This window comes from Paenibacillus paridis, assembly GCF_006345825.1.
Taxonomy (GTDB): domain Bacteria; phylum Bacillota; class Bacilli; order Paenibacillales; family Paenibacillaceae; genus Pristimantibacillus; species Pristimantibacillus paridis.
The window spans coordinates 128202-154073 of sequence record NZ_VCIX01000080.1 but is presented as its reverse complement, the minus strand read 5'-3'; the positions used below and the strand labels follow the sequence as shown (position 1 = coordinate 154073).

24 protein-coding genes are annotated in these 25872 nt (G+C 49.8%); 19 read left to right on the top strand and 5 right to left on the bottom strand.

The window, feature by feature from the left end:
* Nucleotides 1–11: 11 nt before the first annotated feature.
* The 12 genes from FJQ58_RS09905 to trhA all read left to right on the top strand — a co-directional run bounded on the left by FJQ58_RS09905 (nt 12) and on the right by trhA (nt 13538).
* On the top strand, nt 12–1883 hold the full coding sequence (locus tag FJQ58_RS09905; RefSeq protein WP_139992833.1) for a glycosyltransferase family 2 protein: 1872 nt from the start codon (nt 12–14) through the stop codon (nt 1881–1883).
* A 40-nt stretch (nt 1884–1923) separates the two neighbouring features.
* Complete coding sequence (locus tag FJQ58_RS09900) at nt 1924–3591, top strand: polysaccharide deacetylase family protein (RefSeq protein ID WP_139992831.1); 1668 nt, start codon at nt 1924–1926, stop codon at nt 3589–3591.
* A gap of 35 nt (nt 3592–3626) precedes the next feature.
* On the top strand, nt 3627–4724 hold the full coding sequence (locus FJQ58_RS09895; protein ID WP_238403937.1) for a glycosyl hydrolase family 18 protein: 1098 nt from the start codon (nt 3627–3629) through the stop codon (nt 4722–4724).
* Nucleotides 4725–4874: 150 nt separating this feature from the next.
* Nucleotides 4875–5744 carry an iron uptake system protein EfeO gene (gene efeO, locus FJQ58_RS09890; protein ID WP_420799824.1) on the top strand — a complete coding sequence of 290 codons (870 nt, stop codon included), beginning with the start codon at nt 4875–4877 and terminating at the stop codon, nt 5742–5744.
* Between the two features lie 4 nt (nt 5745–5748).
* Nucleotides 5749–7059 (top strand): iron uptake transporter deferrochelatase/peroxidase subunit, encoded by a 1311-nt coding sequence (gene efeB, locus FJQ58_RS09885; protein WP_139992827.1) that lies wholly within the window; start codon nt 5749–5751, stop codon nt 7057–7059.
* 33 nt (nt 7060–7092) lie between these two features.
* Nucleotides 7093–8889, top strand: coding sequence for an FTR1 family iron permease (locus FJQ58_RS09880; protein ID WP_139992825.1), 1797 nt, complete (start codon nt 7093–7095; stop codon nt 8887–8889).
* A 50-nt stretch (nt 8890–8939) separates the two neighbouring features.
* Entirely contained in the window at nt 8940–9269 is a 330-nt protein-coding gene (locus FJQ58_RS09875) for a LapA family protein (protein ID WP_238403936.1), read from the top strand.
* A gap of 26 nt (nt 9270–9295) precedes the next feature.
* Complete coding sequence (locus FJQ58_RS09870; protein ID WP_139992821.1) at nt 9296–10213, top strand: TRM11 family SAM-dependent methyltransferase; 918 nt, start codon at nt 9296–9298, stop codon at nt 10211–10213.
* Between the two features lie 31 nt (nt 10214–10244).
* Nucleotides 10245–10448, top strand: a complete 204-nt coding sequence (locus FJQ58_RS09865) for a hypothetical protein (RefSeq protein ID WP_202915244.1) — start codon at nt 10245–10247, stop codon at nt 10446–10448.
* A gap of 158 nt (nt 10449–10606) precedes the next feature.
* Nucleotides 10607–12058, top strand: coding sequence for a glycoside hydrolase family 26 protein (locus FJQ58_RS09860; RefSeq protein WP_139992817.1), 1452 nt, complete (start codon nt 10607–10609; stop codon nt 12056–12058).
* A gap of 61 nt (nt 12059–12119) precedes the next feature.
* Nucleotides 12120–12815, top strand: a complete 696-nt coding sequence (locus tag FJQ58_RS09855) for a hypothetical protein (RefSeq protein ID WP_139992815.1) — start codon at nt 12120–12122, stop codon at nt 12813–12815.
* 78 nt (nt 12816–12893) lie between these two features.
* Nucleotides 12894–13538: a PAQR family membrane homeostasis protein TrhA gene (trhA, locus tag FJQ58_RS09850; RefSeq protein ID WP_139992813.1), complete on the top strand. Its 645-nt coding sequence runs from the start codon at nt 12894–12896 to the stop codon at nt 13536–13538.
* Between the two features lie 97 nt (nt 13539–13635).
* Here trhA and FJQ58_RS09845 read toward each other — a convergent pair whose 3' ends face one another.
* Complete coding sequence (locus tag FJQ58_RS09845; protein ID WP_139992811.1) at nt 13636–14451, bottom strand: lipase family protein; 816 nt, start codon at nt 14449–14451, stop codon at nt 13636–13638.
* A 152-nt stretch (nt 14452–14603) separates the two neighbouring features.
* Here FJQ58_RS09845 and FJQ58_RS09840 point away from each other — a divergent pair, with 152 nt between their 5' ends.
* Nucleotides 14604–15572 carry a Gfo/Idh/MocA family protein gene (locus FJQ58_RS09840; RefSeq protein WP_139992809.1) on the top strand — a complete coding sequence of 323 codons (969 nt, stop codon included), beginning with the start codon at nt 14604–14606 and terminating at the stop codon, nt 15570–15572.
* 109 nt (nt 15573–15681) lie between these two features.
* On the opposite strand, the gene FJQ58_RS09835 is transcribed toward FJQ58_RS09840, so the two are convergent.
* The gene (locus FJQ58_RS09835) at nt 15682–16869 is read right to left on the bottom strand and encodes a magnesium transporter CorA family protein (protein ID WP_139992807.1); all 1188 of its coding nucleotides are present in this window, start codon (nt 16867–16869) and stop codon (nt 15682–15684) included.
* A gap of 239 nt (nt 16870–17108) precedes the next feature.
* Between FJQ58_RS09835 and FJQ58_RS09830 the strand changes: the two genes are divergently transcribed.
* Nucleotides 17109–17663 carry a general stress protein gene (locus FJQ58_RS09830; RefSeq protein WP_139992804.1) on the top strand — a complete coding sequence of 185 codons (555 nt, stop codon included), beginning with the start codon at nt 17109–17111 and terminating at the stop codon, nt 17661–17663.
* Between the two features lie 94 nt (nt 17664–17757).
* On the opposite strand, the gene FJQ58_RS09825 is transcribed toward FJQ58_RS09830, so the two are convergent.
* Nucleotides 17758–18987 (bottom strand): NAD(P)/FAD-dependent oxidoreductase, encoded by a 1230-nt coding sequence (locus FJQ58_RS09825; protein WP_139992802.1) that lies wholly within the window; start codon nt 18985–18987, stop codon nt 17758–17760.
* Nucleotides 18988–19216: 229 nt separating this feature from the next.
* Nucleotides 19217–20095 (bottom strand): AraC family transcriptional regulator, encoded by an 879-nt coding sequence (locus FJQ58_RS09820; RefSeq protein WP_139992800.1) that lies wholly within the window; start codon nt 20093–20095, stop codon nt 19217–19219.
* Nucleotides 20096–20295: 200 nt separating this feature from the next.
* Here FJQ58_RS09820 and FJQ58_RS09815 point away from each other — a divergent pair, with 200 nt between their 5' ends.
* From FJQ58_RS09815 to FJQ58_RS09800, 4 genes are all read left to right on the top strand, one after another.
* Nucleotides 20296–21468 carry a galactokinase gene (locus FJQ58_RS09815; protein ID WP_139992799.1) on the top strand — a complete coding sequence of 391 codons (1173 nt, stop codon included), beginning with the start codon at nt 20296–20298 and terminating at the stop codon, nt 21466–21468.
* Between the two features lie 32 nt (nt 21469–21500).
* Complete coding sequence (gene galE / locus FJQ58_RS09810; RefSeq protein WP_139992797.1) at nt 21501–22487, top strand: UDP-glucose 4-epimerase GalE; 987 nt, start codon at nt 21501–21503, stop codon at nt 22485–22487.
* Between the two features lie 33 nt (nt 22488–22520).
* Nucleotides 22521–24110 (top strand): UDP-glucose--hexose-1-phosphate uridylyltransferase, encoded by a 1590-nt coding sequence (locus FJQ58_RS09805; RefSeq protein ID WP_202915243.1) that lies wholly within the window; start codon nt 22521–22523, stop codon nt 24108–24110.
* Nucleotides 24111–24319: 209 nt separating this feature from the next.
* Entirely contained in the window at nt 24320–24772 is a 453-nt protein-coding gene (locus FJQ58_RS09800; RefSeq protein ID WP_139992795.1) for a hypothetical protein, read from the top strand.
* Between the two features lie 118 nt (nt 24773–24890).
* On the opposite strand, the gene FJQ58_RS09795 is transcribed toward FJQ58_RS09800, so the two are convergent.
* A complete protein-coding gene (locus tag FJQ58_RS09795; protein WP_139992793.1) occupies nt 24891–25118 on the bottom strand; it encodes a DUF1128 domain-containing protein in 228 nt (75 codons plus the stop codon).
* A 214-nt stretch (nt 25119–25332) separates the two neighbouring features.
* Between FJQ58_RS09795 and yyaC the strand changes: the two genes are divergently transcribed.
* Nucleotides 25333–25857: a spore protease YyaC gene (gene yyaC / locus FJQ58_RS09790; protein ID WP_139992791.1), complete on the top strand. Its 525-nt coding sequence runs from the start codon at nt 25333–25335 to the stop codon at nt 25855–25857.
* Nucleotides 25858–25872: the final 15 nt, after the last annotated feature.

The window sequence follows — 25872 nt, the reverse complement described above, 5'->3', positions numbered from 1 at the left end:
GGGCAGCAGCAATGTTTAAGAAAGAAAAGAAAAAAACGGTAGAGGTGCTGTCTGTTCCGAAGTCGGACAGGCGCACGTTATCCAATGTGCCTGACCCGGAGAAAATCCGGCTCAACGCAGACCGAAGGGCTGTTGCCAGTCAGAAAGACGACAGCCGCAAGGAAGACACCCAGTATATGAAGAAGCTGCGGGAGCTGTCCCTAAGGTTCGAAGCAAGCTTTGACGTAAAGGTGCTGCGTAGCGGAAGAAGCAAGGAAAAGCAGGTGACCGGCAAAGCGTCGGATATTTCGGCAACGGGCATGCTGGTTGAGCTGGATCCTGCTGCTATTCGCGATACGGTTAGAGAAGGCGGCAAATATCAGCTAACCTTCGATATTCCTGCCGGCACGATGCCGGAGGGTTATGAATCAGCGGTGAAAATAAAAGCAGTCAGCGTCAGAACCTTTATGCGGGAAGGCGAAGACGGCCCGAAGCAAATGATTGCTTTTCAATTCGAAAAACCGTTGTCCGAATATTTGCAGCGGAAAAGATGGGGTTATTCCGTCTACATGGCCAGCAGCCTGCTATTTGTAGCCGTGGGCATTATTATGCTCATGCGTGTAGAGAGCATTATTTATTTTAAATATAATTTTCTGCTTTATTTATACAGTATTACAGCTGCGGCATTTCTATTGACTCGTTATTTTTTTGGAGCGCTGCACCGGGATGTTCCGATTACCCGACACTACACCCCGGGCGTATCGATTATCATCCCTTGCTTTAATGAAGAGGAATGGATTCATCGGACGATCTTGAGCTGTATTAACCAGGACTATCCGATTGATAAGCTTGAGGTCATTGTGGTTGACGACCGCTCCAAGGATCGGTCGGTGGAACAAATCGAGAAGGTGATGGCGCTCATTAATAAAGAGTCCGAGCGTTACGCCACGCAGGACCGCCTGAAGCTTCACGTTCTAGCTGAAAATGGAGGCAAGCGCGTTGCGCTCGTTAAAGGCGTGGAGATGGCAAAGCATAATTTGGTTGTCTTTGTCGATTCGGACAGCTTTCTGGAGCCGACCGCGATCCGGCATTTGGTGCAGCCTTTCCAAGATCCGCGGATGGGTGGCGTAGCCGGACGGACGGATGTGGAGAACAAATATACGAACTCGATTACGAAGCTGCAAACCGTTCGCTACTACATTGCCTTCCGGATTATGAAGGCGGCGGAATCTTATTTTGACAGCGTGACTTGCTTGTCGGGGCCATTGTCCTGTTACCGGAAATCCTTGATCCTCAAGCATAAGGACGCTTGGCTGAACCAAAAATTTCTTGGGCAGCCAGCGACGTTTGGCGATGACCGAAGTATGACTAATTTTATACTGAGAACGCATCGTACAGGCTATCAGGATACGGCCATTTGCTCGACAATCGTCCCCTCTGAAATGAATGTATTCCTTAAGCAGCAAATGCGCTGGAAGCGCTCCTGGCTGCGGGAGTCGCTGCGCGCTGGCGGTTTCATTTGGCGGAAAGAGCCGTTTATGGCTTTGTTCTTTTATATCGGCCTTGTCGTGCCGATTGCCGCTCCCGTCATCGTGCTGTACAACCTGTTATATGTGCCGATCGTACACCAAGTATTTCCGAGCACGTTCTTGATGGGACTGCTTCTAATGGCGCTGCTTATGAGCTTTGCCCATCTGATCTTCCGCAAGAGCAAGCTATGGGTATTCGGTCTCGTCTTTTGTGTGTTTTATGAGCTGGTCCTGTTGTGGCAGATGCCCGTGGCATGGGTTACTTTCTGGAAATCAACATGGGGAACGAGAGAAACGCCGCAGGATATCGAGGCTAAAAATAAAAAAGCAGCAAGAAAGAACAAAAACAATAAGAATAGCGACGTGCCGTTATAATGCGTGCATGCACCTATCGCTGAAATGAAGGATGGCCGCTATGAAGAACAAGGATGAGAGTAGGGCCTTTGACTTTGAACGGAAAAACAAAATAAAGATGACCAAAACGATCGTGCAAGCGATCATTTTGTTAGTTCTCGGCTATTTGCTTTATCATGCCATTTTTGATGCCAAGCACTATGCGGAGCCGGACAAAACGCAGTGGACCAATGATAATGGATTCATATCGCTGTCTTATTTTGGCGTGGCGCGCAAAGGGACCACAGAGCTAATCGCCAAAAAAAGATTGGATGAGCAGCTGAAGGCGTTGTATGATCATGGGTACACGACCATATCGCAGCAGGATGTTTTGGACTATTATCAGAAAGGCAAGCCTTTGCCGCCAAAAGCGCTGTTTCTTTCGTTTGAGGATGGGCGAAATGATTCCAGCCTGTTTGCCCAGCCCCTGCTGGAGAAATACAATTTTAAAGCGACGATTCTGTCCTATGCAAACAAAATCGGCAGCAAGGAATCAAAATTTTTGCAGCCGAAGGACATGCATAAGATGATGAAAACCGGCTACTGGGAGCTTGGCAGCAATGGCTACCGGTTGACGTATATTAATATTTTCGACAAATCAGGCAAGCTGATCGGCGTGAAGGACGAGAAGGAATTTAAGGATAGGGAAAATACGAGCTATTATACCCATTATCTGATGGATTTCATTCGGGATGAGGACCATGTACCGCTGGAGAACCGCAAGGAAATGGAAGCCCGCGTCAATGCGGATTACAAATCGATGAAGGAACTGTACACCAGTGCGCTGGGCTTTGTTCCTCCGGTATACATGATCATGCATGCAAACCATTTGTACGGGGGCATGAATCGGCTCGTCGAAAACGTCAATTCCGAGAATATCAAAGCGATATTCGGCATGCATTTCAATCGGGAAGGCAATATGCTTAACGGCAGCGATAAGGATCTATACGATTTGACGCGTGTGCAGCCCGCTTCGTATTGGTATACCAACCACCTGCTTATGAAAATCCGCAAGGACACCGGAGAGCAGGTTACCTTCGTGACCGGCGACAAACAGCGGGCGGCCAACTTTGAATCGGTAACGGGTGCCGCGGAGTTTGATGAAAACCGGATTGCGCTAACTTCTCTGCCTGGAGGCAAGGGCTTGCTGCTTCTGAAGGACAGCAATGCTTATCAAGATGTTAAGCTTACCGCAGAGCTTGGTGGACATTCCGTAGGGAATCAATCAGTGTATCTTCGTTATGACCGGAAGAAGGACGCTTTTGTCCGCGTATCGATTTTGGATAATGAAGTTCTTCTGGAGCAGAAGACGGCCGGCGGCAAGGTAGAGCAGATATTTGCGGTTAAGCTAGAGGAACAGGCAGCTGAGCGTTCCAAAAAACTGCAAGTGGTCTTAAAGGGCGATAAAGCGTCGATAACCGTAGATGATCAACTGCTCGTCAGCGATCAGCAGTTTAATGAATCTATTCAGAGCGGACAGGTTGGCCTGGAGTCGAAGGCCAGCAGCAAGAACGCAAAGGACGATATTTATGATGCGGTATTCGATAATTTGAAAATAGTGAAGATAACGGAAGATGGCAGTGAGCAAGAAATGTTGTTCACGAATGGATATGCCGGCGTTGAAGGGGTAATCAGCAGAATCAAAAACGCAATCGATGCTTCCTTTGACTGGGCGATCGACACCTTCTAGCTTGAAAGGCAACATCATAAAGCGGGGTGCCCGGATTGAAGAGAAATCGTGGAGGCTTGATCGTAACATGCCTGATTATTTTGATCGTGGGGGCTATATTGTTATGGTTTAAGCCATGGAAGCATGCGGAAGAACCGATAAAACCTCCCGAAGAGAAGCCAGAACCAACAGAAGCGGTCGCTGTACCTCAGCTTTCGGCTTGGCTTGCGGACTGGGAGTGGGAGACAGGACTAGCGGACTTAAAGGTAATGAAGGAAGGCCTCACAAGCTTGCAGCTGTTTGCCTCCTACTTTGGCGCGGCTGACCAGCTCCATTTTACCGAAGAGTTCGAGGAGGCTCTCCCTGAGCTATTAAAGCTTTATGCTCCAGCGGAGCTCCAAAGCTTGTATTTGACGATCGTAAATGATCAATTCCAGGAAAATGGTGCAGCGATTCAAAAAAGCCCAGAATTAATTTCTCGGCTGATGGCAACAAGCGAAAGCCGGAGCAAGCATGTGGAAGAGCTAGTCGCTGCGGTCGACCGGCTCGGCTTCGGCGGCATGGAGATTGATTACGAGCAAATCCCCGAGGCGGATTGGGAGAAGGTTTTGCTCTTTTACTCCGAGCTGTACGAGCGATTGCAGGCAAAAGGAAAAGTGCTGCGCATCGTATTGGAGCCCAGAGTGAAGATCGAAGAGCTAAAGCTGCCGGAAGGGCCGGAGTACGTGATGATGGCCTATAATCTATATGGTTATCACAGCGGTCCGGGTCCGAAGGCGGATCATGCTTTTATTGCGGGTTTGGCAAACCGCATGGAGCATCTTCCCGGCAAGCCAGCCATAGCTTTCTCGGTCGGGGGATTTGATTGGGATGAAAATGCTAAAGTGAAAGCTCTTACCGAGAAGCAGGCAGCTCTCTTGCTTAAGCAGACGGATGCCGAATTGAAGCGGGACGACGCGAGCGGCAGCGTGTACTTTGATTACACAGCGAAGGATGGGGCCAAGCATCAGGTCTGGTACGCAGACGAGGAAACTTTGAAGCAATGGATCGATACTGCTCAGCAAGCGGGATACAGCAAGGTCGCCATTTGGCGATTAGGGGAGCTGGAAGAGGCATCTCTGAACAATTTGAAGTCGTACGTGATGCGGGAGTAAGCAAAAGGGATCGGGATTTTCTAAATGCGTAGAGCATGCAGGAAAGCCCGATTCTTTAGTACTGAAATAATCAATTGACAATGATTATCAATTGCGATTATACTTCATTTTAGTATAAAATCTGATCGAAATTCAGGAAGCAGAGGAGCAATTATCATGAGACTTAAACTTACGACTTTTTTACTGGCTTGTACGATTGTATTTACGGGATGCAGCGCGAGCGGCGAAGAAAAAAATGAAGCGGCTGCTACGCAAGCGCCTACCAATACAGAAGCGGGAGCGGCAGTTTCAGAGGAAACTTGGGCACCGATTCTTGAGAGCTATCGTCAATTTACGATTGAGCAAGCCGATACCTTCATTATAGAGACGGAGAAGTTCGTTACAGCCGTCAAAGGCGGTGACGTAGAGACGGCTAAACAGCTTTATGCGCCGACTCGCATGTATTTTGAGCGGATTGAACCAATAGCCGACGCACTAGGCGATCTAGACCCTAATATTGACGCGCGTGAGAATGATGTGGAAGAGAAGGACTGGCGCGGGTTCCATCGCATTGAGCAATCGCTCTGGGAGAAGAACAGCACCGAGGGAATGGGCGATTATGCCGACCGCCTGCTGGAAGACGTTAAGCTTCTGCGCGCGCTGATGGAGACGGTCGAGGTGGAGCCAAGCCTGCTCGTCACAGGAGCGGTAGAGCTGCTTAATGAGGTTTCTTCATCTAAGGTGACAGGAGAGGAAGAACGCTACTCCCATACGGATCTTTATGATTTTGCGGCTAACGTTGAAGGGGCAGACAAAATATATCAGTTGGTTAAAGTTGAGTTGAACAAGAAGGACGCTGCACTGGATGAACAGATTGGCAAAGGTTTTGCAGATCTGGAGGCAGCATTGTCCACTTATAAATCGGGAGACGGTTATGTCTCGTATTTGGATTTGAAAGAGGAAGACACGAAGAAGCTGAGTCAGCTCATCGATGCGCTGGCAGAGCCTCTTTCGCAAATGGGTACCATTTTGGAGGCGTAATGAAATGTCGGATTCTCGCGATTCGGATGTAAATGGAGAAGGCAAGACCGGGCTGATCGATAAGAAAATAAGCCGTAGGGATTTGCTGCGCATGGCCGGTGTTGGCGGAGCGGGGCTGCTGCTAGGCGCTTCCGGAGTCGGAGGATTATTCGCCGCAAAGGAACGCAGCGAAGCTAAATCGGCTTCCAAGGCGGCTTTGGCTGGCGATGATCAAATCGTCAGCTTTTACGGTGAGCATCAGGCAGGCATTGTCACTCCCCCTCAGGATTTTATCGTATTTGCAGCTTTTGATTTGACAGCTGGCAGTTTGGACGAGGTCCGTAAGCTGTTTCAAGCTTGGACAAAGGCTTCGGCAGCGATGGCAAGCGGAGAAATGCTGGGCACTGCGAATGATAATTTGAATTTGCCTCCGTCAGACACAGGGGAAGCCGAAGGGCTTTCGCCTTCTCGCACGACGATTACGTTTGGCGTTGGCGCCTCCTTCTTCGACAGCCGCTTCGGCTTGTCAGCAAAAAGGCCAGCCGCGCTTTCGGAATTGCCAGCCTTCGGCGGCGATGAGCTTCGTATGGAATGGTCTGGCGGCGACATTGGCGTACAAGTTAATGCGAATGATATGCAAATTGCCTTCCATGCGATACGCAATCTTGCCCGCATTGCCAGAGGCAAGGCGGTGCTGCGCTGGACACAGGAAGGCTTTCAGCGGACGAGCGGGGCAGATCCTACCGGTGCTACGCCGCGCAATCTGATGGGGTTTCGCGATGGTACAGGCAACCCGGACGTCACCGATGCCGCAGAAATGAAAAAGGTAGTATGGGCCGCCGGATCCGATGGGACACCCTGGATGGATCAAGGCAGCTATATGGTCGTTAGGCGGATACGTATGCGTATTGAAGTGTGGGATCGCTCTACGCTTGGAGATCAGGAGGCGACCTTCGGACGCCATCGGAATAGCGGGGCTCCACTCGGCTCGTCGCAGGAATTTGATGCGATTGACCTGGCAAAGCAGGATGAGAAGGGCAAGCCCGTTATACCGATGAATGCTCATGTCCGCTTAGCCCATGGAGATGGCTCCGTTAAAATTTTAAGAAGATCCTTTTCCTATTCAAGCGGAATGGATCATAAAACGGGCCAGCTTGATGCAGGGCTTTTGTTCATTTGCTTTAACCGGGATTCGCGCAAGCAATTTATTCCAATGCAGCAGAAGCTTGGGCAAAGCGATCTGCTGAATGAATATATCGTTCATACGGGAAGCGCTCTGTTTGCATGCTTTCCCGGCGTTCGTGAAGGCGGATATATTGGTGAATCGTTGTTTTAAAAACTAGCTCTACGACGAAAGGGGCGGACGAGGATGTTCGCACTACATGGCAACGGAATGAAACGGCAACTGCTCCGTTTTATTTCCGTTTTTTTTCTGTTAATTATGGTAAGCGGTGGCGGTGGGCAAGCGTATGCGGAAGAAGGGCAGGCGGAAGGGCTCGATCGCCTGCTTCCGCTTGTAGGCGGCGCGCTTGTTGAGGCTGGACAAGGGAAATGGGAAGAAGCAGCTTCGCACGTCGAGGATGCGGCGGCCAAATGGAAACAGCTTGCTCCGGCGGCGTCGAAAGAGTCGGCGGCTGTCGATTCGGCGATAGCGGAAGCCATCCGGGCAATAAAGACATCGGAGAGCGATCCGGCTGCGGCCAAGGATTCACTGTCTGCGCTCGCGAAGGCGTTAAATAAATATGTAAAAAGTGTTCAAGACGTAAAACCGCAGCTTTCCGGACAAGAAGCGGCAGAAAGCTTGCTGCCGCTCGTTCAAGAGCTACTTAAGAACGTGGAGGCTGGACAATGGGAAAAAGCGAGTGCGGGGTACCGCGAGATGAACGCGGGTTGGCCTTCCATTGAAGCGGTGGTTAGAGCGGATAATTTCAGTGTATATGGAGGTATGGAGACCCGCATGAGCATGCTCCGCATTGCCATTCAGGCGGATCCTCCGCGTGCCGAGCAAGCAGCAGAGGAAGCCGGGACATTAATTCAGCTGATTGAGGATTACCGCGATGGGAAAATCGCAGCCGCTCCCAAGGAAACGGGACTTACCGTTGCGGATGCTGTTGATATTCTGAATCAAGCCCTTAAGGATATTCAACTGGGCCACTACCCGGAAGCAGCAGGGCAAATGGAGATTTTTATTGCCCAGTGGCCCGCGATAGAAGGAACAGTGCAATTGCGCTCGCCTGCCGTATACAGCAGTATCGAAATCCGAATGGCGGAAACCGGCGGCTATTTGCGGTCAACGCCCCCAGTAGCGGACAAGGCAGAGCAGAACATTGCTGAAATGCTGGGCCAGCTTGAGCCTATGATGCAGGAGACGCGTTATACGGCTTGGGACGCGGGCATGATCCTGCTGCGGGAAGGACTTGAAGCGATATTGGTGCTGGCAGCTTTACTCGCCTATCTGCAGCGAACGGGGAATAATGACAAGCGCAAATGGATCTGGTCCGGCGTGTGGGCAGGCCTCCTGTTAAGCGGTGTAATGGCCGTAGTGCTGACGTATGCGATTGCGCAGGTAGCTGCTGGAAGCGCGAGGGAATCGATTGAAGGGCTAGCGGGCTTATTATCCGTTGCTTTAATGCTGACGGTCGGCAACTGGCTGCACAACAAGTCCAATATGAACAACTGGAACAGCTATATTAATGAGCGGATGGGCACCGCTCTTGCCAAGGGAAGCCTGTGGTCATTATTCGCGGTGTCGGGACTAGCGATCTTCCGTGAGGGAGCGGAGACGACCATTTTTTATGTGGGGATGGCACCGTTCATTGATCCTCTCCAGCTAGCGTTAGGTTTTGGCGTTACGTTTATATTGCTGATTGCGCTGGGTTTTGCCATCATTAAATTCAGTGCGAAGCTGCCTGTAAGGCCTTTTTTCCTAGTGGCATCTGGGCTCATCTATTATCTGGTTATCCGGTTCCTTGGCGAGAGTATCCACTCTTTGCAGGTTTCCGGATGGGTTTCCTCGCATACCGCAGCTGGTATGCCGACCATCGGAGCGCTAGGCGTGTACCCGACTTGGGAGAGCACGGTTCCGCAATTAGCAGTGCTTGCGTTTATCATACTTAAAGTAACCTTAACCCAACTGCGCAAATCCGGTCTGGCAGGCAGAAAATAGGCGAACTGATCGAGTTTGTGGTATGATTTTGCAAAAAGGGAGGGATCGGCGTGAAGAGTCAAGGAATATTGATATCCGCCTTAGTATTCGCGCTTCTCATCGCGATATTTGCTGTTATTAATGTCGATTCCGTAGAGGTGAATTTCCTCTTTACGAAGACGACACTGCCCCTTATTCTCGTCATTCTGGCATCAACGCTGCTGGGTGGCTTGACCGTGGGTCTGCTGGGCATGATTCGCCAAATTCGCCTGAAAAGAACGGTCAAAGCTTTGGAGAAGCAGCTTTCTGAATTAACGGTTGAAGCTGAACGGCTGGGCTTGACCAAGGCTATGCTGCGTACCGAGCCGACTGAAGCAGAAGCTATGCCGAAAACAGAATAATCGACATCAAGATCGCGAGGCCAATCATGTATATTTATACGTACGCAAGCCATGAGGAGGAAGCTGCTTTGTGCCAGCTGGAGCTGCACATCCTCTTTGGAGAGCTGGCTCAAGGTGGAGTAGTATGCAGCTCTATTAAGCTATCCGTGGACCGAAGTCCCTTTATCAAGCGGCGTATTGCGGCTGAGCTGCAAGCTGACAGCTTTGAGGAGCTTCTCCTCAAGCTTCCCTCTATTGAGCTCGATGGAAAGACGTTCAAGGTGCTGTATACGAGCGGCGACGATTCTTTCCATTACGATGAGCGGAGACAGCTGGAGCGTGCTGCAGGCGCAGTGATCAGAGGAACCGCGGACATGCGCAGGGCTGAACGGCTGTTTGGATTAATGAAGCTGAATGGGCGCTGGTATTTCGGGGAAGCGGCCGATAACAACGCACTATGGCTCAAGCACCAGAGCAAACCGCAAAATTATTCGACAGCGCTGCCCACCCGAGCCGCCCGGGCGATCGTTAATTTAGCGGCAGGCAGTGAAATAAGCTCCCAACGGCTCATTGATCCTTGCTGCGGGATGGGAACCGTTCTGATTGAAGCTCTATCGATGGGCATCGATATCGAAGGGATGGATCTCAATCCGCTCGCGGTAAAGGGAGCCAGAGTCAATCTTGCTCATTTTGGTTATCCTGATCGGGTTCGGCTTGGCGATATGAGGCTGCTCAAGGAGAACTACGATGCCGCTATCGTGGATATGCCTTATAATCTATGCTCCGTTCTGCCCGAATCAGAGCAGCTTCTCATGCTCGAGAGCCTAAGGAAATATGCAAAACGGGCGGTCATCGTTACGACTCAGCCAATCGGGCGGCAGCTGGAGTTGGCCTCTTGGGACTTAAAGAAAAGCATAACCCTGAGTAAAGCCTCTTTTACCAGATATATAAGTGTAGTAGAATAAGACTATGTAGTGCATGAAGCGAGGTGAACCTATGTCTACAATCGATCAAAACGAATCTGCAGAGCAGCCGAAAAAGCTAACTCAAGCAGAGAAAGCGAAGCAATTGCTCGCGCAGAAGAAGCAAAACAAAGCTGGCGGAGCTCCCGGCCAAACGCACCTATCTACGGGGACGCAGGCACTGAAAAGCCAAAACACGAAGAAGGTCAATAATCAGCGTAAAAAAATGGGTGTATAGCTGCTGGAGCTGCTTAAGTGCGGCACAGTAAGAGCAAGAAAGGAGAGCGCCGGCTGGCAGCAGCCGGGCGCTCTCTTTTGTTTGCCAATTGGAATAAGCGTAACCGCAATAGCAAATGCTGAGGAAAACAGTTTTTGTGCAGCGGGAGCGTGATACGCATGATCGATAACATAGATAGAAGGGGCTTCAGAATAACGATGAAACTAATGCTCCTTTTGGCTTTGCTAACAGGCTTATTAGGTCCAGTAATGAAAGATACGGCACACGCCTTTGCCAAAGACAAGGAACATTCAAAACACAGTTCCGTGATGACGGTATCGCAAAGCGATATGACGATTCATTTTATCCCTACCGAGCCAAGCTATCCATTAGGCAAAGCTGAACCGAAGGAAGGGGCATATTTGGGAGCTTATGTCCTACAGGATGAAGCGATTAGCGGCAGCATGCAATCCTTTAATGAGTTGATCGGCAAGCAGCATGCAAGCTTCTTCAAATACGTCGGTTATGGTCAGCCTTTTCCAACGGAATGGGTGGAGCAGGTGAAGGCAGCTGGCGCATTTCCTCATATAGCTTGGGAGCCAAACAAGGGGCTTGATCAGGTTTTAAATAATGCATATATAAGAGAATTTGCGGCGCAGGCGAGGCAGGCGGATATTCCAATATTTTTGCGGTTTGCTTCCGAAATGAATGGGACATGGACAAATTATAGCGGGAATCCTACAAGCTATAAGGAGACTTGGCGAATGGTTCATGATATTTTTGAGAAGGAAGCCCCAAAGGTAGCTATGGTATGGACGGTGCTGGCGTTTCCGGTGAGGACGATGGAGCGGTTTTATCCAGGTGATCGGTATGTTGATTGGGTTGGCGTGAATGTGTACCATGTGAAGTATCATAATGGGGACGGGCAATATCGAGCAAGCCATGAAGACCCGCATGATTTGCTCAATTATGTGTACAACCGTTTTAGTCGCACGAAACCGATTCAGCTATCCGAATTCGGGGTAACGCACTTTAATACGACGGACGGCAAAAAGGATAATCAATTTGCTATAAACCGCATGTCGCGGTTATACCGACATTTGAAAAATGATTACCCGAGAGTGAAGGCGGTCTATTACTTTGATGTAAATAATGTAACAGCTTATAATAAAGCACGACAGGTGAATGATTATTCTTTAACCAGTGAACTTGAGCTGCTGGAAGCATATCGTAGAGTAACGGCGTCCGGATACTTTTTGAGCAGTCTTGATCAAGCTCCTGAAGCTTCGAAGCAGCTAGTAGAGCAGCGCTTTACTTTCCGGGGCGGTCTGTTTGAGGAGAACGGGGTCACCTATGTGGATGAGCAATTTTTCAGGCTTTGCCTTCAATTGAACGTCAGCATCAACGATAGAACAGACGGGAGCTTTTTGGCTAATTTACAGCATCAAGACGGAGCTGTCGCGGCGCAAGCACCAGTTAAGGGGATACAGCGTAAAATATGGACAGGAACGAACAAACGAAATGGCAGCCCGATTTACCGCGAGATAAACGCTTTGCCGCTGAGGCAAGCAGCTAAGGGGCTTGGATATGAGGTAAATCTACACGGGAATAACATATATATACACGAATGAAATCAATGGCATTCCCACATAATGATTATTAGTTAATGATTTAATTACGGAGGGATTCGTTATGACGGCGGACAAACCATCACGATTGAGTATTTATTTGCTTGCCGGTGTCGCAACATCCAATAGTATATTCACGGAGTGCAAAATAAAGCTTGAAAATCTGTTTCAAACCGATGGATACGAAACGGCCATTCATGTCATATTTCCATACGGAGATGCCAGTCGAAGTCTAGTCAGGCAGGTGCTGGAGGTGAAAAGCGACTTATCCAACCGATTAACGGCGGGACGGATAGGCGGTCAGCATGCGTTATCCAAAATCAAACAGACGCTTTCCGGCGAGCGCTTGCTCTTAATTGGACATAGCGGAGGCGGCGCGGCTGCTTATCAAGCGGCCAAGATGCTGTATGAGCAAGATGAAATCGCGGATTTCCGAATCGTGCAGATTGGATCGCCAAGAACGCCAATCGAGCCTAAGCTGCAAGAGCATGTCAGCTATTTCCATTCCATCGACAGTCTGGGCAAGCCTAATGATCCGATTAGCCGCATCGGGACATGGGGAGGATGGAGCAAGTCGAAGTACGCGATGCCGAAGTGGAACCGAATGAAATACGCTCCAGGTTATGTGGAGGGCATCCCGACCGTGGGAGGACACGCGGATTATTTCCGTCATACGCAGGATTATACGGATCAGGAAGCCGTCTGCAATCTGGACAAAACGATCGATCGGATGCGCGGTTGGTTGAAAGGGTGGGTGTGATCCTTTAAACTAAGGGAGAGCAAGCGGCGATTCCAAGCCGTATGACCGTTTGCTTGCAACTTAGGAGGTGAGTCGCTTATGGCTAACACCCATACGTACTCCAAGAAGGAAGAAGTCGCCAATGCGGTTACGCACGGCATCGGGGCAGGCTTGAGCATAGCGGCGCTGGTGCTGCTGATCGTATTCGCTTCGGCCAAAGGAACTGCCTTTCATGTCGTGAGCTTTACCATCTATGGGACAGCCATGCTGCTGCTCTACCTTGCGTCGACGCTCGTACATAGCTTTCCGGAGGGGAAAGCGAAGCGGGTATTCGAGTCGCTTGACCATTCCTTTATTTATGTATTTATCGCCGGGACCTATACTCCGATTTTATTTCATATCGTGCAAGGAAAGCTGGGTTGGGTGCTATTTGGCATTGTATGGGGAGCAGCACTCGCTGGAGTTGTGTTTAAAGCGTTTTTTGCTTCCCGTTTTCTATTTACATCCACGTTAATCTATATTGCGATGGGTTGGATTATCGTGTTTGCATGGAAGCCTTTAACGACGCATCTTGCACCCGGTGGCGTACAGCTGCTTGTAACCGGAGGCCTGCTTTATACGTTTGGTACCGTGTTTTACATGTGGAGGAGCTTTCCCTACCATCATGCGGTATGGCACTTATTCGTTCTTGCTGGTTCGATCGTCCATTTCTTTGCCATTTTGCTGTACGTGCTGCCGGCTTAAATAACACAAAAACAGGACATCCTTTGTTGGCATGCAGCCCGCTGCGTGCCAGCAGGATGTCCTTTTGTTTGTTTTAATCCGGTTGTTTTCCATAAGATTACAGCTCGATTGCCGGGCACCAGCCGGGCGGATCGGAACAGATCGACATGGCAAAGGCAGGATCTTCGTTCACCAGATCGGCGAAGTAGCTGGACAAGATATGATTTCCTGCAACGGAGCCCATACGGAAGGAGCGTTTAACCTCTCCCTTTGCATGCATGTAGTAGTAGGTTTGATTCGTTTTTGGCGGTTGATATACGAGCGTAGGAAGATGAGGCACAATATCAAATTCGTTTTGAAAGCGCCAGTGCGTGGCAATCTTTGCATTATAGCTGCTAGCGAAATTAGGATCACCGACTCTTGGCGTGCCAAACGTGTATACAATCGGTGCGGAAAATGCGGTGTTGGCTGAGATATCAAGTGCCGCAAGCGTGGCGAGAGCACCGCCAAGGCTATGGCCAGTCACGAACAGCGGCTTCTGAGTTGGAAGCTGCTTTAATATCTCAATGATTTGGACTCGGGCTGACATATAAATATCGGTAAAACCTTTATGGGTTAGTCCGGAATTTTTGACGGGACGATAGACGGTTTGCTGCGCGATAAAGTCGGAGACCCAATCAACAGCCGAACCGCTGCCGCGGAAAGCAAGCACGGAGGCGCGTTCAGATGTAAGTACAAAGCCGAACCTTTCCTCGCTGTTATCATATGCTTTTGCGGTAAATTCACTTACAAGACTATATCCTCTGGGGACAAGGAACAGCCCATCCTTATTATTGTATTGCATGTACGTTTGTCCACAAACCGCAGCCAAGAATAGGGCAGTTCGAAGATCAAGCTCCTGCGCTGCTTGCGCGTTTCTGGTGTTGGCACCCATAAACATCCCTCCGCTCATTCGACCCTAGCGTTACCGATGTTGTATTGTATGACAGAGCCTGCGGATGGGTACCTGCGGATAAAACATGGACTTCTTGACGGGTCTGCAAGTATAATCGTTAGAAGCAACCCATTATGAAAGGGGATTCATTCATGACACTTCAAATAGGAATCATTGGGACAGGCTGGTTCGGCATGATGCATGCAGAGAAGCTTGCTAGACTTGATGGCGTTAAGGTAACCGCTTTTACAGCGACAAGCCAGCAGAAAGCAGATGTCGCTGCGCAGCGCTTCGAAGGGGCTAAAGGGTATGATTCGGTTCATACGATGCTGGATGACCGAAAGCTGGATGCGGTATATGTATGTGTGCCTCCATTCGCGCATGGGGAAATTGAAGCTGCGCTCGTGGAGCGGGGAATACCGTTCCTGGTGGAGAAGCCTATCGCGCTTGATAATGAGCAGCCTACCGCCATATTGAAGGGAATAACAGAGAAGAAGCTGATTACCTCCGTCGGATATCACTTCCGCTATATGGACGGAACAGCCCGTGCGCGCGAAATTCTTCGCGAGCGTACGGCGCTGATGTCACTCGGTTATTGGATGGGATCGATGCCGGGAGTAAGCTGGTGGCGCAAAATGGAGGGTTCCGCTGGCCAGTTTGTGGAGCAGACCACGCATATCGTGGATTTGCTTCGTTATACGGTTGGTGAAGTAAGCGAAGTATACGCTGCCTATGGCAATCGTTATATGCACACCATCGAGGACGGAGTGACTGTTCCTGATGTTGGAACGGTTACTTTGAAATTAGAGGGCGGGACGGTCGCTACGATTAGCAATACTTGCGCCATTCCGGCAGGAGACAAAGCGGGATTGCATATCTATACGAATAAAGGGGTTCTCGAGCTTGGCCATGGCGGCTTGGTTGATATCGAAGCCGGTCGCAAAACGGAATACGCGAACCAGTCGGATCCTTATGAGCTGGAGAACGATGCTTTCTTACATGCACTAAGAACAGGGGATACCTCCCGTATTCTCTCAAGCTATGAAGATGCCTATCGTACACATCAAATTACGATTGCAGCGAATGAGTCTGCCCGTACGGGACTGCCTATCAAGTTATAAGCTGGAACACAAAAAAACGTCGGCGAGGGGAAACCCTAGCGGACGTTTTTTTTGTGTGAAATATAAGACTTTGCTATCATTGCAGTGCGGGAGCACCTTCATTCAAAAATTAGCTGCGATTTCGTGTAGAACGGGATTTCATCCCGGAATGCTCAGATGCAGCGGGTTTAGGGAGATCCGAGCGTCCTTTTTTGGATTTTGTGCTGCGGGTCCGTCCGGCCCGAGTGGAAGCCTCGTCCGCAACGATTTCCTTCGGACTTCGTCCATTAAGCAAATCGCCCGTCCAGCCTTTCTTCCAAAGCCAAATGTACATAAACAGCGTGATGAGGCAAATAACGCCAATCATTGCCGCGAAGCTCCATTTGTCATCCTTAAAGGGCAGGTTATCAAAGTTGACTCCCCAGATGCCGCCGATAATGGTTGCAGGCAGGAAGAGCACCGTGAAAATCGTGAGTGTCTTCATAATATCGTTGCCGCGAAAGTTGGAGATGGCATCATCCATAGAAATTAAAGTATCGATTTCCAGTGCGTAATGCTTCAGAAGGGCATCAATTCTCTCGAGCTTGTGCGTGATCCGCTTAAAGCTGTCGGTCTCCGTAAGCTCTTCCATAAACGCTTCCTGAGCAGCGCTATGGACTTCTCTCACAGGAATGAAAAGATGGCTCCAATGCAGTAAATCATAACGTCTCTCAAAGATCGTATCGATAAGCCCCGTCCGATTTTCCTTGCGCATCGTCGTTTCAAGCTCTCCAAGTCTTTTCTCAAAGCCGTCAAGTCCATTATGGAAGGTTTCCAGAATAATGCTAATCATGATGAAAAAAGCTTCCGGAGCAGTTCCGCATTCTTCGAACTTTGGTTTATGCTCGATGGATTGCAGCCGCAGCGGCAAACGCATGTCATCGTGAATCGTAATGAGCCGTTGGCCCGCGAGCCAAAAATGAAAGGGCTGAACATCCGCCTGATCGTCTGAAACCTGAAACATAAGCGTTCCGTAAACGAGCTTCTCTGAGTCCGCCAGCTCGCCAACAGAAATGCTATTGGTCCGTCTGCCCGCACATTCATCGACCCAGTTCGCACATGCTGGAAATAGCTGCTTTAACTCTTCCAATTGCTGCTGATGCGGTTCCTGGCTTTTCTTTGTTATTGCTTTAAAAGCAGTTTGCTCCTCGCGTGAAGCCGCGTTTTTCTGGGCATTTTTTCTGCTTGGCAAAGGTTCTTTTCTTGCAGCCTGCATTCGTGCTTGCTGCAGCACATGCCATTCCCATCCTGCGGGATAGCGAAGCATCCGATGGATCATCGCTTTGCCTCCTGCTTGTCCGATTTTCCAATATCTATTCCACCATCATACCGCGAACGGCGAGGTTGCACAACCTGATCGCCATATTAGACAAATCCTTCTAACATTCCTAGATCGATCCTACAAAAAACGACTTAATTCGTCAAAATCAGGGCATACCAACAGTAGCTTTTATTCTTTTTGAGCAGACGAGGCAAAAAAAACTTTTGCATAGGCAAAAACATCCGGAGGGAAATAACATGGCTAGAAAAATCGGTTTTTTTAATACGGAGCAGCAAGCCATTACCGCAATTGAACAGCTGGAGCAGGCAGGCTTTGTTAAAGGCGAGCTTAAAGTGCTGGCCAAAGACTCGGAGCATTCGCGCCGCATTGAATCGGAAAGCGATATTCATGTCGATGAGCTTAGGGAACTCGAGGACATGCCTGATCGCCATGATTTAGGCATTTTCGGGATGGCGGCTGCCACCGGTTATGCCGGAGCTGGCGTAAATGCAGTCTATGGGATGGCCGGTTACGGCTCTGCCCCCTTTAATGCAGGAGGTTATCCGTTCGTTGCAGCGATGCTGCTCGGTGATGACGAACACAGCGAAGCGCTTCGCGCACTGGGCCTTGACGGCGAGGAGGCGGAGATATGCGCCAAAGAGCTGCAAAGCGGTTCCATCGCTGTAATTGTAGAAACGGATGAGAGCAAATCTCTGCTGGATAAAGACGGCGGTCCGGATCTATCGCGGCTTGGCGCAGCAGAGGCTGTGTTTCGGGCGTGTAACGCAACGTCCATTGCAGCGGGAGTATAAGCGTCATCCGCCTAAAATCCCATTCATAAGAAGCCTCATTCCGGACGCAGTGGGAAGGGTACCCTCTGGGACCGGGACGAGGCTTCTTCTTATTTTAAACATTAGCCAAGGATTGACGGTCCAACTTCACAATTTCCGTTAACGGATGCTCCTTTCCCTGAATGAGGTCGCTGATCAAATAGGCTGCCAGCATGCTGTAGACTGTTCCGTTGCCGCCATACCCTAAGCAGTAATAAACATTTTTCCAAGCCGGGTCTGCTCCGATAAAGGGCAGGCTGTCGCGCGATTCCCCAAACGTTGCGCTCCATTCGAATTCGACCGGAGCTTGCATATCGGGAAAGAGCGCTTTGAGCTGCTGATGGAGCTTCCCGCTTCGTTTGGTACGCTCGCTATCGCTATGCAGAGGCTGCTCAATTTCCTCGTCCAAGCCGCCAACGACAATACGGCCGTCTACTGTCGTTCGCATGTAGAGATAAGGACGAGCGGTTTCCCATATGAGAAAACGTTTATGCCAGCTTTGGAGATTAGGCTGAATGCCGGTTACGAGAGCGAATGAACGGTTGATTTCGGCCTTGATCAGCTTGCCGCGAAGCTCCTCCGGCTCATAGCCGACGGCGTATACGACATGCTCAGCTTCAATTTCATAACCATCCGAGGTTACCAATCGATGTTGGCCGCTCGCAAGCGTCTCGTGGGCAACGATATCAGTATGTTCGTGAATTTCAAGCCCTTGATCGACGGCGGCATCGGTTAATCCATTAACGAATTGGAAAGGGTTGACCTCAGCATCGCCATGCGTGACGATGGCGCCGGGTTTACGGAACGGAAAGTGCTTGGCTATGTCATCCGCCGTCCAGAACTCAACGTTCAGCCCGCAGGCTTTTAGCGCTTCGTATTCTCTTCGCAGCTTGGGCAGATCCTGCTCGGTTGAAGCGTAATAGAGGCTGTTTCTTCTAATAAAGCCTACATCGATGCGAAGCGAACGGGCAGCTTCCTCCAGCATTTGCACAGCATCCCGGCAAGCTCGGTAAAAGATTTGGGCATCCCGCTCACCAATCTGCTCGATTAAATCGCAAAGCATAATATCATTGGAGAATTGCAGCAGTCCCGTATTGGCAGAAGTGCTGCCGCCTGCCACTTCACCCCGTTCGACAAGGATTGTCGATAGTCCGTTTTGCATGAAGATCGAGCTGCAAATCGCGCCTGACATGCCTCCTCCAATGATGGCAACCTTTGTTTTTTTGTTTTGGCGAAGCGGTGGGTATTCTCTAGTGTCTTTCAGTGTTACCGGCCAGTATAGGTTACCGGTATATAGCTCCTTCATTGGACATCACTCCCTAAAGTAGTATTACCCGAAATCCTGAATATGAAGCTGATTCTGGCCGATAATAACACTGTGTTTTTTCATTGAAATATAGGAAAGAATGGCGACAGACGTTGCACCTTGAAATATAAGAGTTTATAAATTTGTTAATTTATACAGGGCTTATATTTCACCGTCAAAGCTACTTCAGCGTCTATAGGACGCCGAAGGCGTTTTTGCTTGGCCCCATCTACCTTTCTTGGCTGCCTAAGCTTCTCATAGCATCCCGGTAAGCAGTCGGGGACTGGCCATGCAGCCGCCTGAATTGCTTGGAGAAGTAAAGAGCGTCCTGAAGGCCGACGGACGCAGCGATTTGCTCGATGGTTAGCTCCGGCCGCTCGCGAAGCATGCGGCGAGCTTTATCGATGCGGAGCTTAAGCAGAAAGCTGACGGGTGACACGCCTGTTCTTTGCTTGAACAAGCGCGAGAGATACGCACGATTGTAACCAAGCGATTCCGCCATCTGCTCAATAGAAACAGGGTGTGCATATTGCGTGGTTAAATAATGGACTACTTGCTGCAGCAAACGGTCGCCTTCCGCTTGCGCGGTGCGAAGCGGACTTCCGCTCAACGCTTGCAGCACGGATTTGTATTCGGCCAGCAGCAAATGCAAGTAACCGGCAGCCATCATATCCGCAGCCGCGCCGCCAAGCCGAAAAGTCTCATAAATCCGCCGGAACAATATGCCTGCCCGCCTTTTGTCAGAAGTAAAGACAATCTTCTGTTCGGCGGAGAAGCCGGCCGCGGATACGAGAGCGGCTGAATGCTGGCCGGTGAAAGCAACCCATCGGTACCGCCATGGCTCAGCGCCATCGGATTCATAGCTAATAAGCTGCTCGGGCTCGATGAGGAAGGTATGCCCGGCTCGAAGCTCATGCTTTTCCCCATCACACACAAAGAGGCCTTTTCCCTCTAAAACAATGTGCATCAGGTAAAAGTCATAAACCTTGGGACCGAGCCTGTGAAGGGGCTTTGTCTGGCTCTCGCCGGCAAACAAAACATTAAGCGGAGCCTGCTCCCCGCCAGAGATAACCGGATTGGAGGCGACGGTATACATATCCTGCTGCATTTTACTTTACACCTGCTTTATATTTGTTTGGGAATGCGAACAAATGTAGGGTTTTCCTTATAATAGCATGTCCTAAAGCTATGCGGGAAGTCACATTAATCCATACAAAAAGCACTTACCGCCATTTCGTTTTTGAAGCGGTTACCTTATACTGAACATATAGACAAACCACAAAAAACAAAAAAGGAACGTGATAGCAAATGGCAAACATTGATACGCTAACACAGCAATTTATACAGCAATACGGCGGGGAAGCGGGCGATATCGCCGTATTCCACGCTCCAGGCCGCGTAAACTTGATTGGCGAGCATACCGATTACAACGGCGGTTATGTATTTCCGGCAGCTCTAACCTTTGGAACGACGCTTCTCATCCGCGTTCGCTCCGATAAGCAGCTTGGGCTTGCAACGACAAACTTCCCGGCATCGAAGAGCTTTGCGATTGATTCGATCGTATATGACGAGGCTGATGATTGGATGAACTATCCAAAAGGAATCGTTTATGAGCTTCAACAAAGCGGAGTGCAGTTCAAGAATGGCTATGACTTGCTTTTCCATGGCGAAATTCCGAACGGAGCGGGTCTTTCTTCCTCAGCATCTATCGAGGTTGTGACGGCCTATGCGCTTCAAACGCTTGAAGGCTTGGAGACAGACAAAGTGAAAATCGCTTTGCTAGCGCAAAAATCCGAAAATGAATTTAACGGCGTCCAATGCGGCATCATGGATCAGTTTGCAGTTGCAAACGGCAAAAAGGACCATGCGATTCTTTTGATGTGCGATACGCTGGAATATGATCTTGTGCCTTTCGACTCGGGCAGCTACAAGCTGGTAATCGGCAATACGAACAAGCGCCGCGGCCTTGTGGATTCCGCTTACAATGAACGCCGTGCACAGTGCGAGCAAGCTGTTCAGGATTTACAAGGCGCATTTCCTGAGCTAACGCTGCTTGGACAAATTAATTTGGAGCAGTTCAATGCGAATAAGCATTTGATTAAGGACGATATCGTACGCAACCGGGCACAGCACGTTGTAGAGGAAATCGATCGCGTGCTTCAATCGATGAAAGCGCTGAAAGCGAATGATTTGGAGCAGTTCGGCCAATTGATGAACGGCTCTCATGATTCGCTTCGTGATCTTTATGAAGTGACCGGCGCAGAGCTTGACGCAATGGTAGCAGCAGCCCGTCAAGTACCGGGCGTGCTTGGTTCCCGTATGACCGGCGCAGGTTTTGGCGGCTGTACAGTATCGCTTGTGCATGAAGACAGCGTCGAGGCTTTCAAGGAAGAGGTGGGACGCAAATACAATGAAGCAACCGGGCTTACGGCTGACTTCTATGTCTGTACGATTGGAAATGGCGTAGAGCGCCTCGTTTAAACCATAAACAGCTCGGAGAGGGGAAATGAACAATGGCAGTATTAGTAACGGGTGGGGCCGGTTATATCGGTTCGCATGCTGTGGCGGCATTGCAGGAGCGCGGCGAGGAAATCGTAATCGTTGATAATTTGCAGCAAGGGCACCGCAAGGCGTTGCTTGGAGGCAAGCTGTACGTTGGTGACCTGCGCGACGCGGCTTTTATGGATACGGTTTTCAAGGAAAACGAAATCGACGCGGTTATCCACTTCGCAGCGAACTCGCTGGTAGGCGAGAGCATGAAGGATCCTGGAAAATATTATCATAACAATGTGTTCGGCACGCTTTGCCTGCTGGAGAAAATGAACGAATACAACGTACGCAAAATCGTATTCTCATCGACGGCGGCTACTTACGGCGAGCCGGAGAACGTGCCGATTGATGAATATGACCGCACTCTTCCTACGAATGCTTACGGTGAAACTAAGCTCGCGATGGAAAAAATGATGAAATGGTTCGACGTTGCCCACCAAATCAAGTTCGTTTCGCTTCGTTATTTCAATGCGGCAGGCGCGCATGAAAGCGGCAAAATCGGCGAGGACCACAGCCCAGAAACGCATTTGATTCCGATCGTCTTGCAAGCAGCGCTTGGACAACGTCCGCATATCTCTGTATTTGGAGAGGATTATGAAACTCCGGATGGCACTTGTATCCGCGACTATATCCATGTGAGCGATTTGGCTGACGCGCATGTGCTCGCGGTTGATCGCCTTCGCAGCGGAGCAGACAGCGCCGTGTACAACCTTGGTAACGGAACCGGCTTCTCTGTGAAGCAGGTCATCGATATCGCACGCAGCGTAACCGGCAAGGAAATTCCTGCCGTGTTTGAAGAACGCCGTGCCGGAGACCCTGCCATTCTTGTGGCTTCGTCCGACCGCGCTCGCAAGGAGCTCGGCTGGAATCCGAAACGCGACAAGCTGGAGGATATTATTAAGAGCGCTTGGAGCTGGCACGAAGCTAATCCAGAGGGCTATAACGACTAATTATTGCTGCTGAACCGAAGGGAGCTGCATCACGTGGCAAATGAACAACAAGCGACATCAGCAAGCGATGCGCTGATTCTTATAGAAAGACTGCTTCAATTCGCCGTGCAGCGCAAGCTGCTGAACGATCGGCTGGATGTGCACGCGGCAAGAAACGAGCTGCTTGATTTATTCCGCTTTACGGAGCCTCACGAGGGTACAATTCAAGAGGAAGCTTTGGACAGCGCCGTGGAGCTATTGGAGCCTTTGCTTGATTATGCTTATGAAATTGGACTGTTTCCTGACAATACGACAACCTACCGCGATTTGCTCGATGCCCGCATTATGGGCTTCCTGCTGCCGCGCCCATCCGAGGCCGTCGCGGCATTCGAACGCCAGATCAAGGAAGATGGGCTAAAGGCAGCAACGGATGCCTTCTATAACCTAAGCATTGATTCCAATTACATCCGAATGGACCGTATCCGCAAGAACCTGTATTGGCTTCATGAGACGGAATTCGGAAGCCTTGAGATTACGATCAATCTTTCGAAGCCGGAGAAGGACCCGAAAGAGATCGCGCTTCTCAAAACAATGCCTCAGGCGAAGTATCCGAAATGTTTGCTATGTGTTGAAAATGTCGGATATGCCGGACGTCCCGATCATCCGGCACGTCAGAACCTGCGCGTATTGCCGCTCACGCTGCAAGCGGAGCAGTGGTATTTCCAATACTCGCCGTATGTGTATTACAACGAGCACAGCATTATTTTCAAGGGCGCGCACGAGCCGATGGTCATTTCGCATTCGTCCTTCGCGAGGCTGCTTGATTTTGTTGAGCAATTCCCTCATTATTTTATTGGCTCCAACGCCGACTTGCCGATCGTTGGCGGCTCGATTCTAAGCCATGATCATTTTCAAGGCGGCCGCCATGTGTTCCCGATGGAAGCGGCGTCCACTGATACGCTGTTTGTCGACCCTAAGGTTCCCGGCGTACGCTTTGGCATCGTGAACTGGCCCATGTCTGTTGTACGGGTTAATGGGACGTCGAAGGCCGATGTGCATAGCGCAGCCTGCCGCATTTTGGACGAGTGGCGTGCTTACAGCGACGCATCCTCGGAGGTTCTTGCTTTTAGTGAAGAAGCAGACGGCACGCGTACCCCTCATAACACGATTACGCCGATTGCACGGCTGCGTGATAACGGTGAGTATGAAGTTGATTTGGTGCTTCGGAACAACCGTACGAGCGATGAGCACCCGGATGGGATTTTCCATCCCCATCAGCACTTGCATCATGTGAAGAAAGAGAACATCGGCTTAATTGAAGTCATGGGGCTTGCGGTACTGCCTGGTCGTCTCAAGGAGGAGCTGGAGCTGATTGCAGCTTACCTGACAGGTTCAGCAGCAGCAGAGGCAGCAGAGCTTCGTTCAGGCGACCACCCGCTTCACAAGCACGCTGACTGGATTCTCAATCTTGTTGAGCGCTTTGGCACGTCTAACAGCACGGAGCGGGCCAAAACGATTGTGGAATCAGAGACAGGCGGCAAGTTTTTGGAAGTGCTGAAGGATGCAGGCGTGTACAAACGCACGGACGAAGGCATCGCAGCATTTGAGCGTTTTCTTGCAACAATTGGGCTTCAAAAATCATAAATGAGCTGAACCTCCATTTGCGCCGATCGTCTGGCGACTGAATGGAGGTTTTGTTCATGGGGTGTTTTTATAGGATGTTTGATTATCATGCATTGTGAAATTATATTAATTTGTAAACAGCCAAAATTTATGGTATTTTTTATATGATAAACAAAGCATTATAAATTATTATTTCATAATGTTATTAACTATTTATCGGAGGGGTCAACATGTCCGAAAAAATGCTGCCGTTGGACGACTTTTTGCAACTGAGCACGGATGAGCAAGTGGAAAAGCTAAAGCGCTGGAAAATGGATTATACGCTCAAAGACATTCGCGAAGCTTGGAATTTCAAGCATTCTGCGCAATATTATATGCTGCTGAAGAAGCTGCGTATTTATGAGAGAGTAGTCAATAAGTCAGATAAGTTCTATCCGGTTCAAGAGCAGCTTGCAGCTAGAGCAAGTGCCGGCGGAGACCGTGGCTGGAGCGGATCGAATGCGTATTCGGATCGTAAGCTGCCCTCGGATAACTTCGATTACCATCTGAATACGACGCTAAGCGGCCCTGAGCTGGCTGACAAGTTGGAGCGTATTGCCCATTTCCTCAAGGGCGAGCACAAGGATATCTCGATTAAGCTGTCCATTGAAGGCGTCCAGCAGGAAACGGAAGAGCAGGAATAGATTATAGCCAAATAATGAGAAGAACCGAGCTTGGCGGCGTTGCCAGGCTCGGTTCTTTTAATGTAGAAAAATGAAAAGAAATGTCTGATACTGGAATAATTTGCTTGTAAATAGAACTTTATTGTATACGCAGCTTACCGAGCTCTGACACGAGTGCTTCAACTTCGCTGATGCTGAATTTCTCCTTGGACGCGACCACTTCATAGAGATCTTTAATATCCTCGTATTTATTCAGGTCAAAGTTAGAAGCCTGCATTGCTGCAGCAGAAGCCATTTTCAGCTTTGTTTTTATAACTTCAATCATGAATGCTACATTTTCTTGGGTTTGTAATTCTAAATTGGTCATGGTTTGCCTCCTGAATTTGGTTTGCTGGCCGTCATCGGCTCTCAAAGCACGGGCTTATCCGCACATCTTGCTTTGCAGTAATTGTAACATGATTCAAAAGGGAAAGACCATAAATTGAACAGGAACTTAAAATTGGATACAATTGAAAGCAGAAATGATCAGCAAATCATGACAGGGCAGGTGCAAGAAAACGGAACAGCCGACGAGAAGTGAGATCGAGCAATTTTTTGAGAATATTGCCGCCCGGCATAGCGATGTCAGCCGCATTGTATTTGTTTGCATCGGAAGTGACCGTTCCACCGGCGACTCCTTCGGGCCGCTGACAGGCACGATGTTGAAGGAGAGCGGCTGGCCGAATGTTATCGGCACTTTGGAGAAGCCCTGCGATGCGCATGCGGTTGAGCGGGAGCTGCAATCGCTGGAAGCAGCCTCGATTGTTATTGCCATTGACGCTTGCCTTGGCAGGCCAGTCTCAGTAGGACGGTTCATCGTTGCCGAGGGGCCGCTCCAGCCAGGTAAGGCCATCGGTCGTCGATTGCCTGCCATTGGGCATTATAGCGTGGCAGGGGTTGTTAATATGAATGGTCCAAAGGCTTATTGGATGCTGCAAACGACATCTCTGTATCAGGTGCTGAGAATGGCTAAAGAAGCGGTTAACGCCATTGACTCTGCGTGGAAGAAAGCGACAGGAACACCAGCGGCAAAGCAAAGGCAAGAATCCCAAATTCCAATAATATAAAGGAGCGTGCGACAG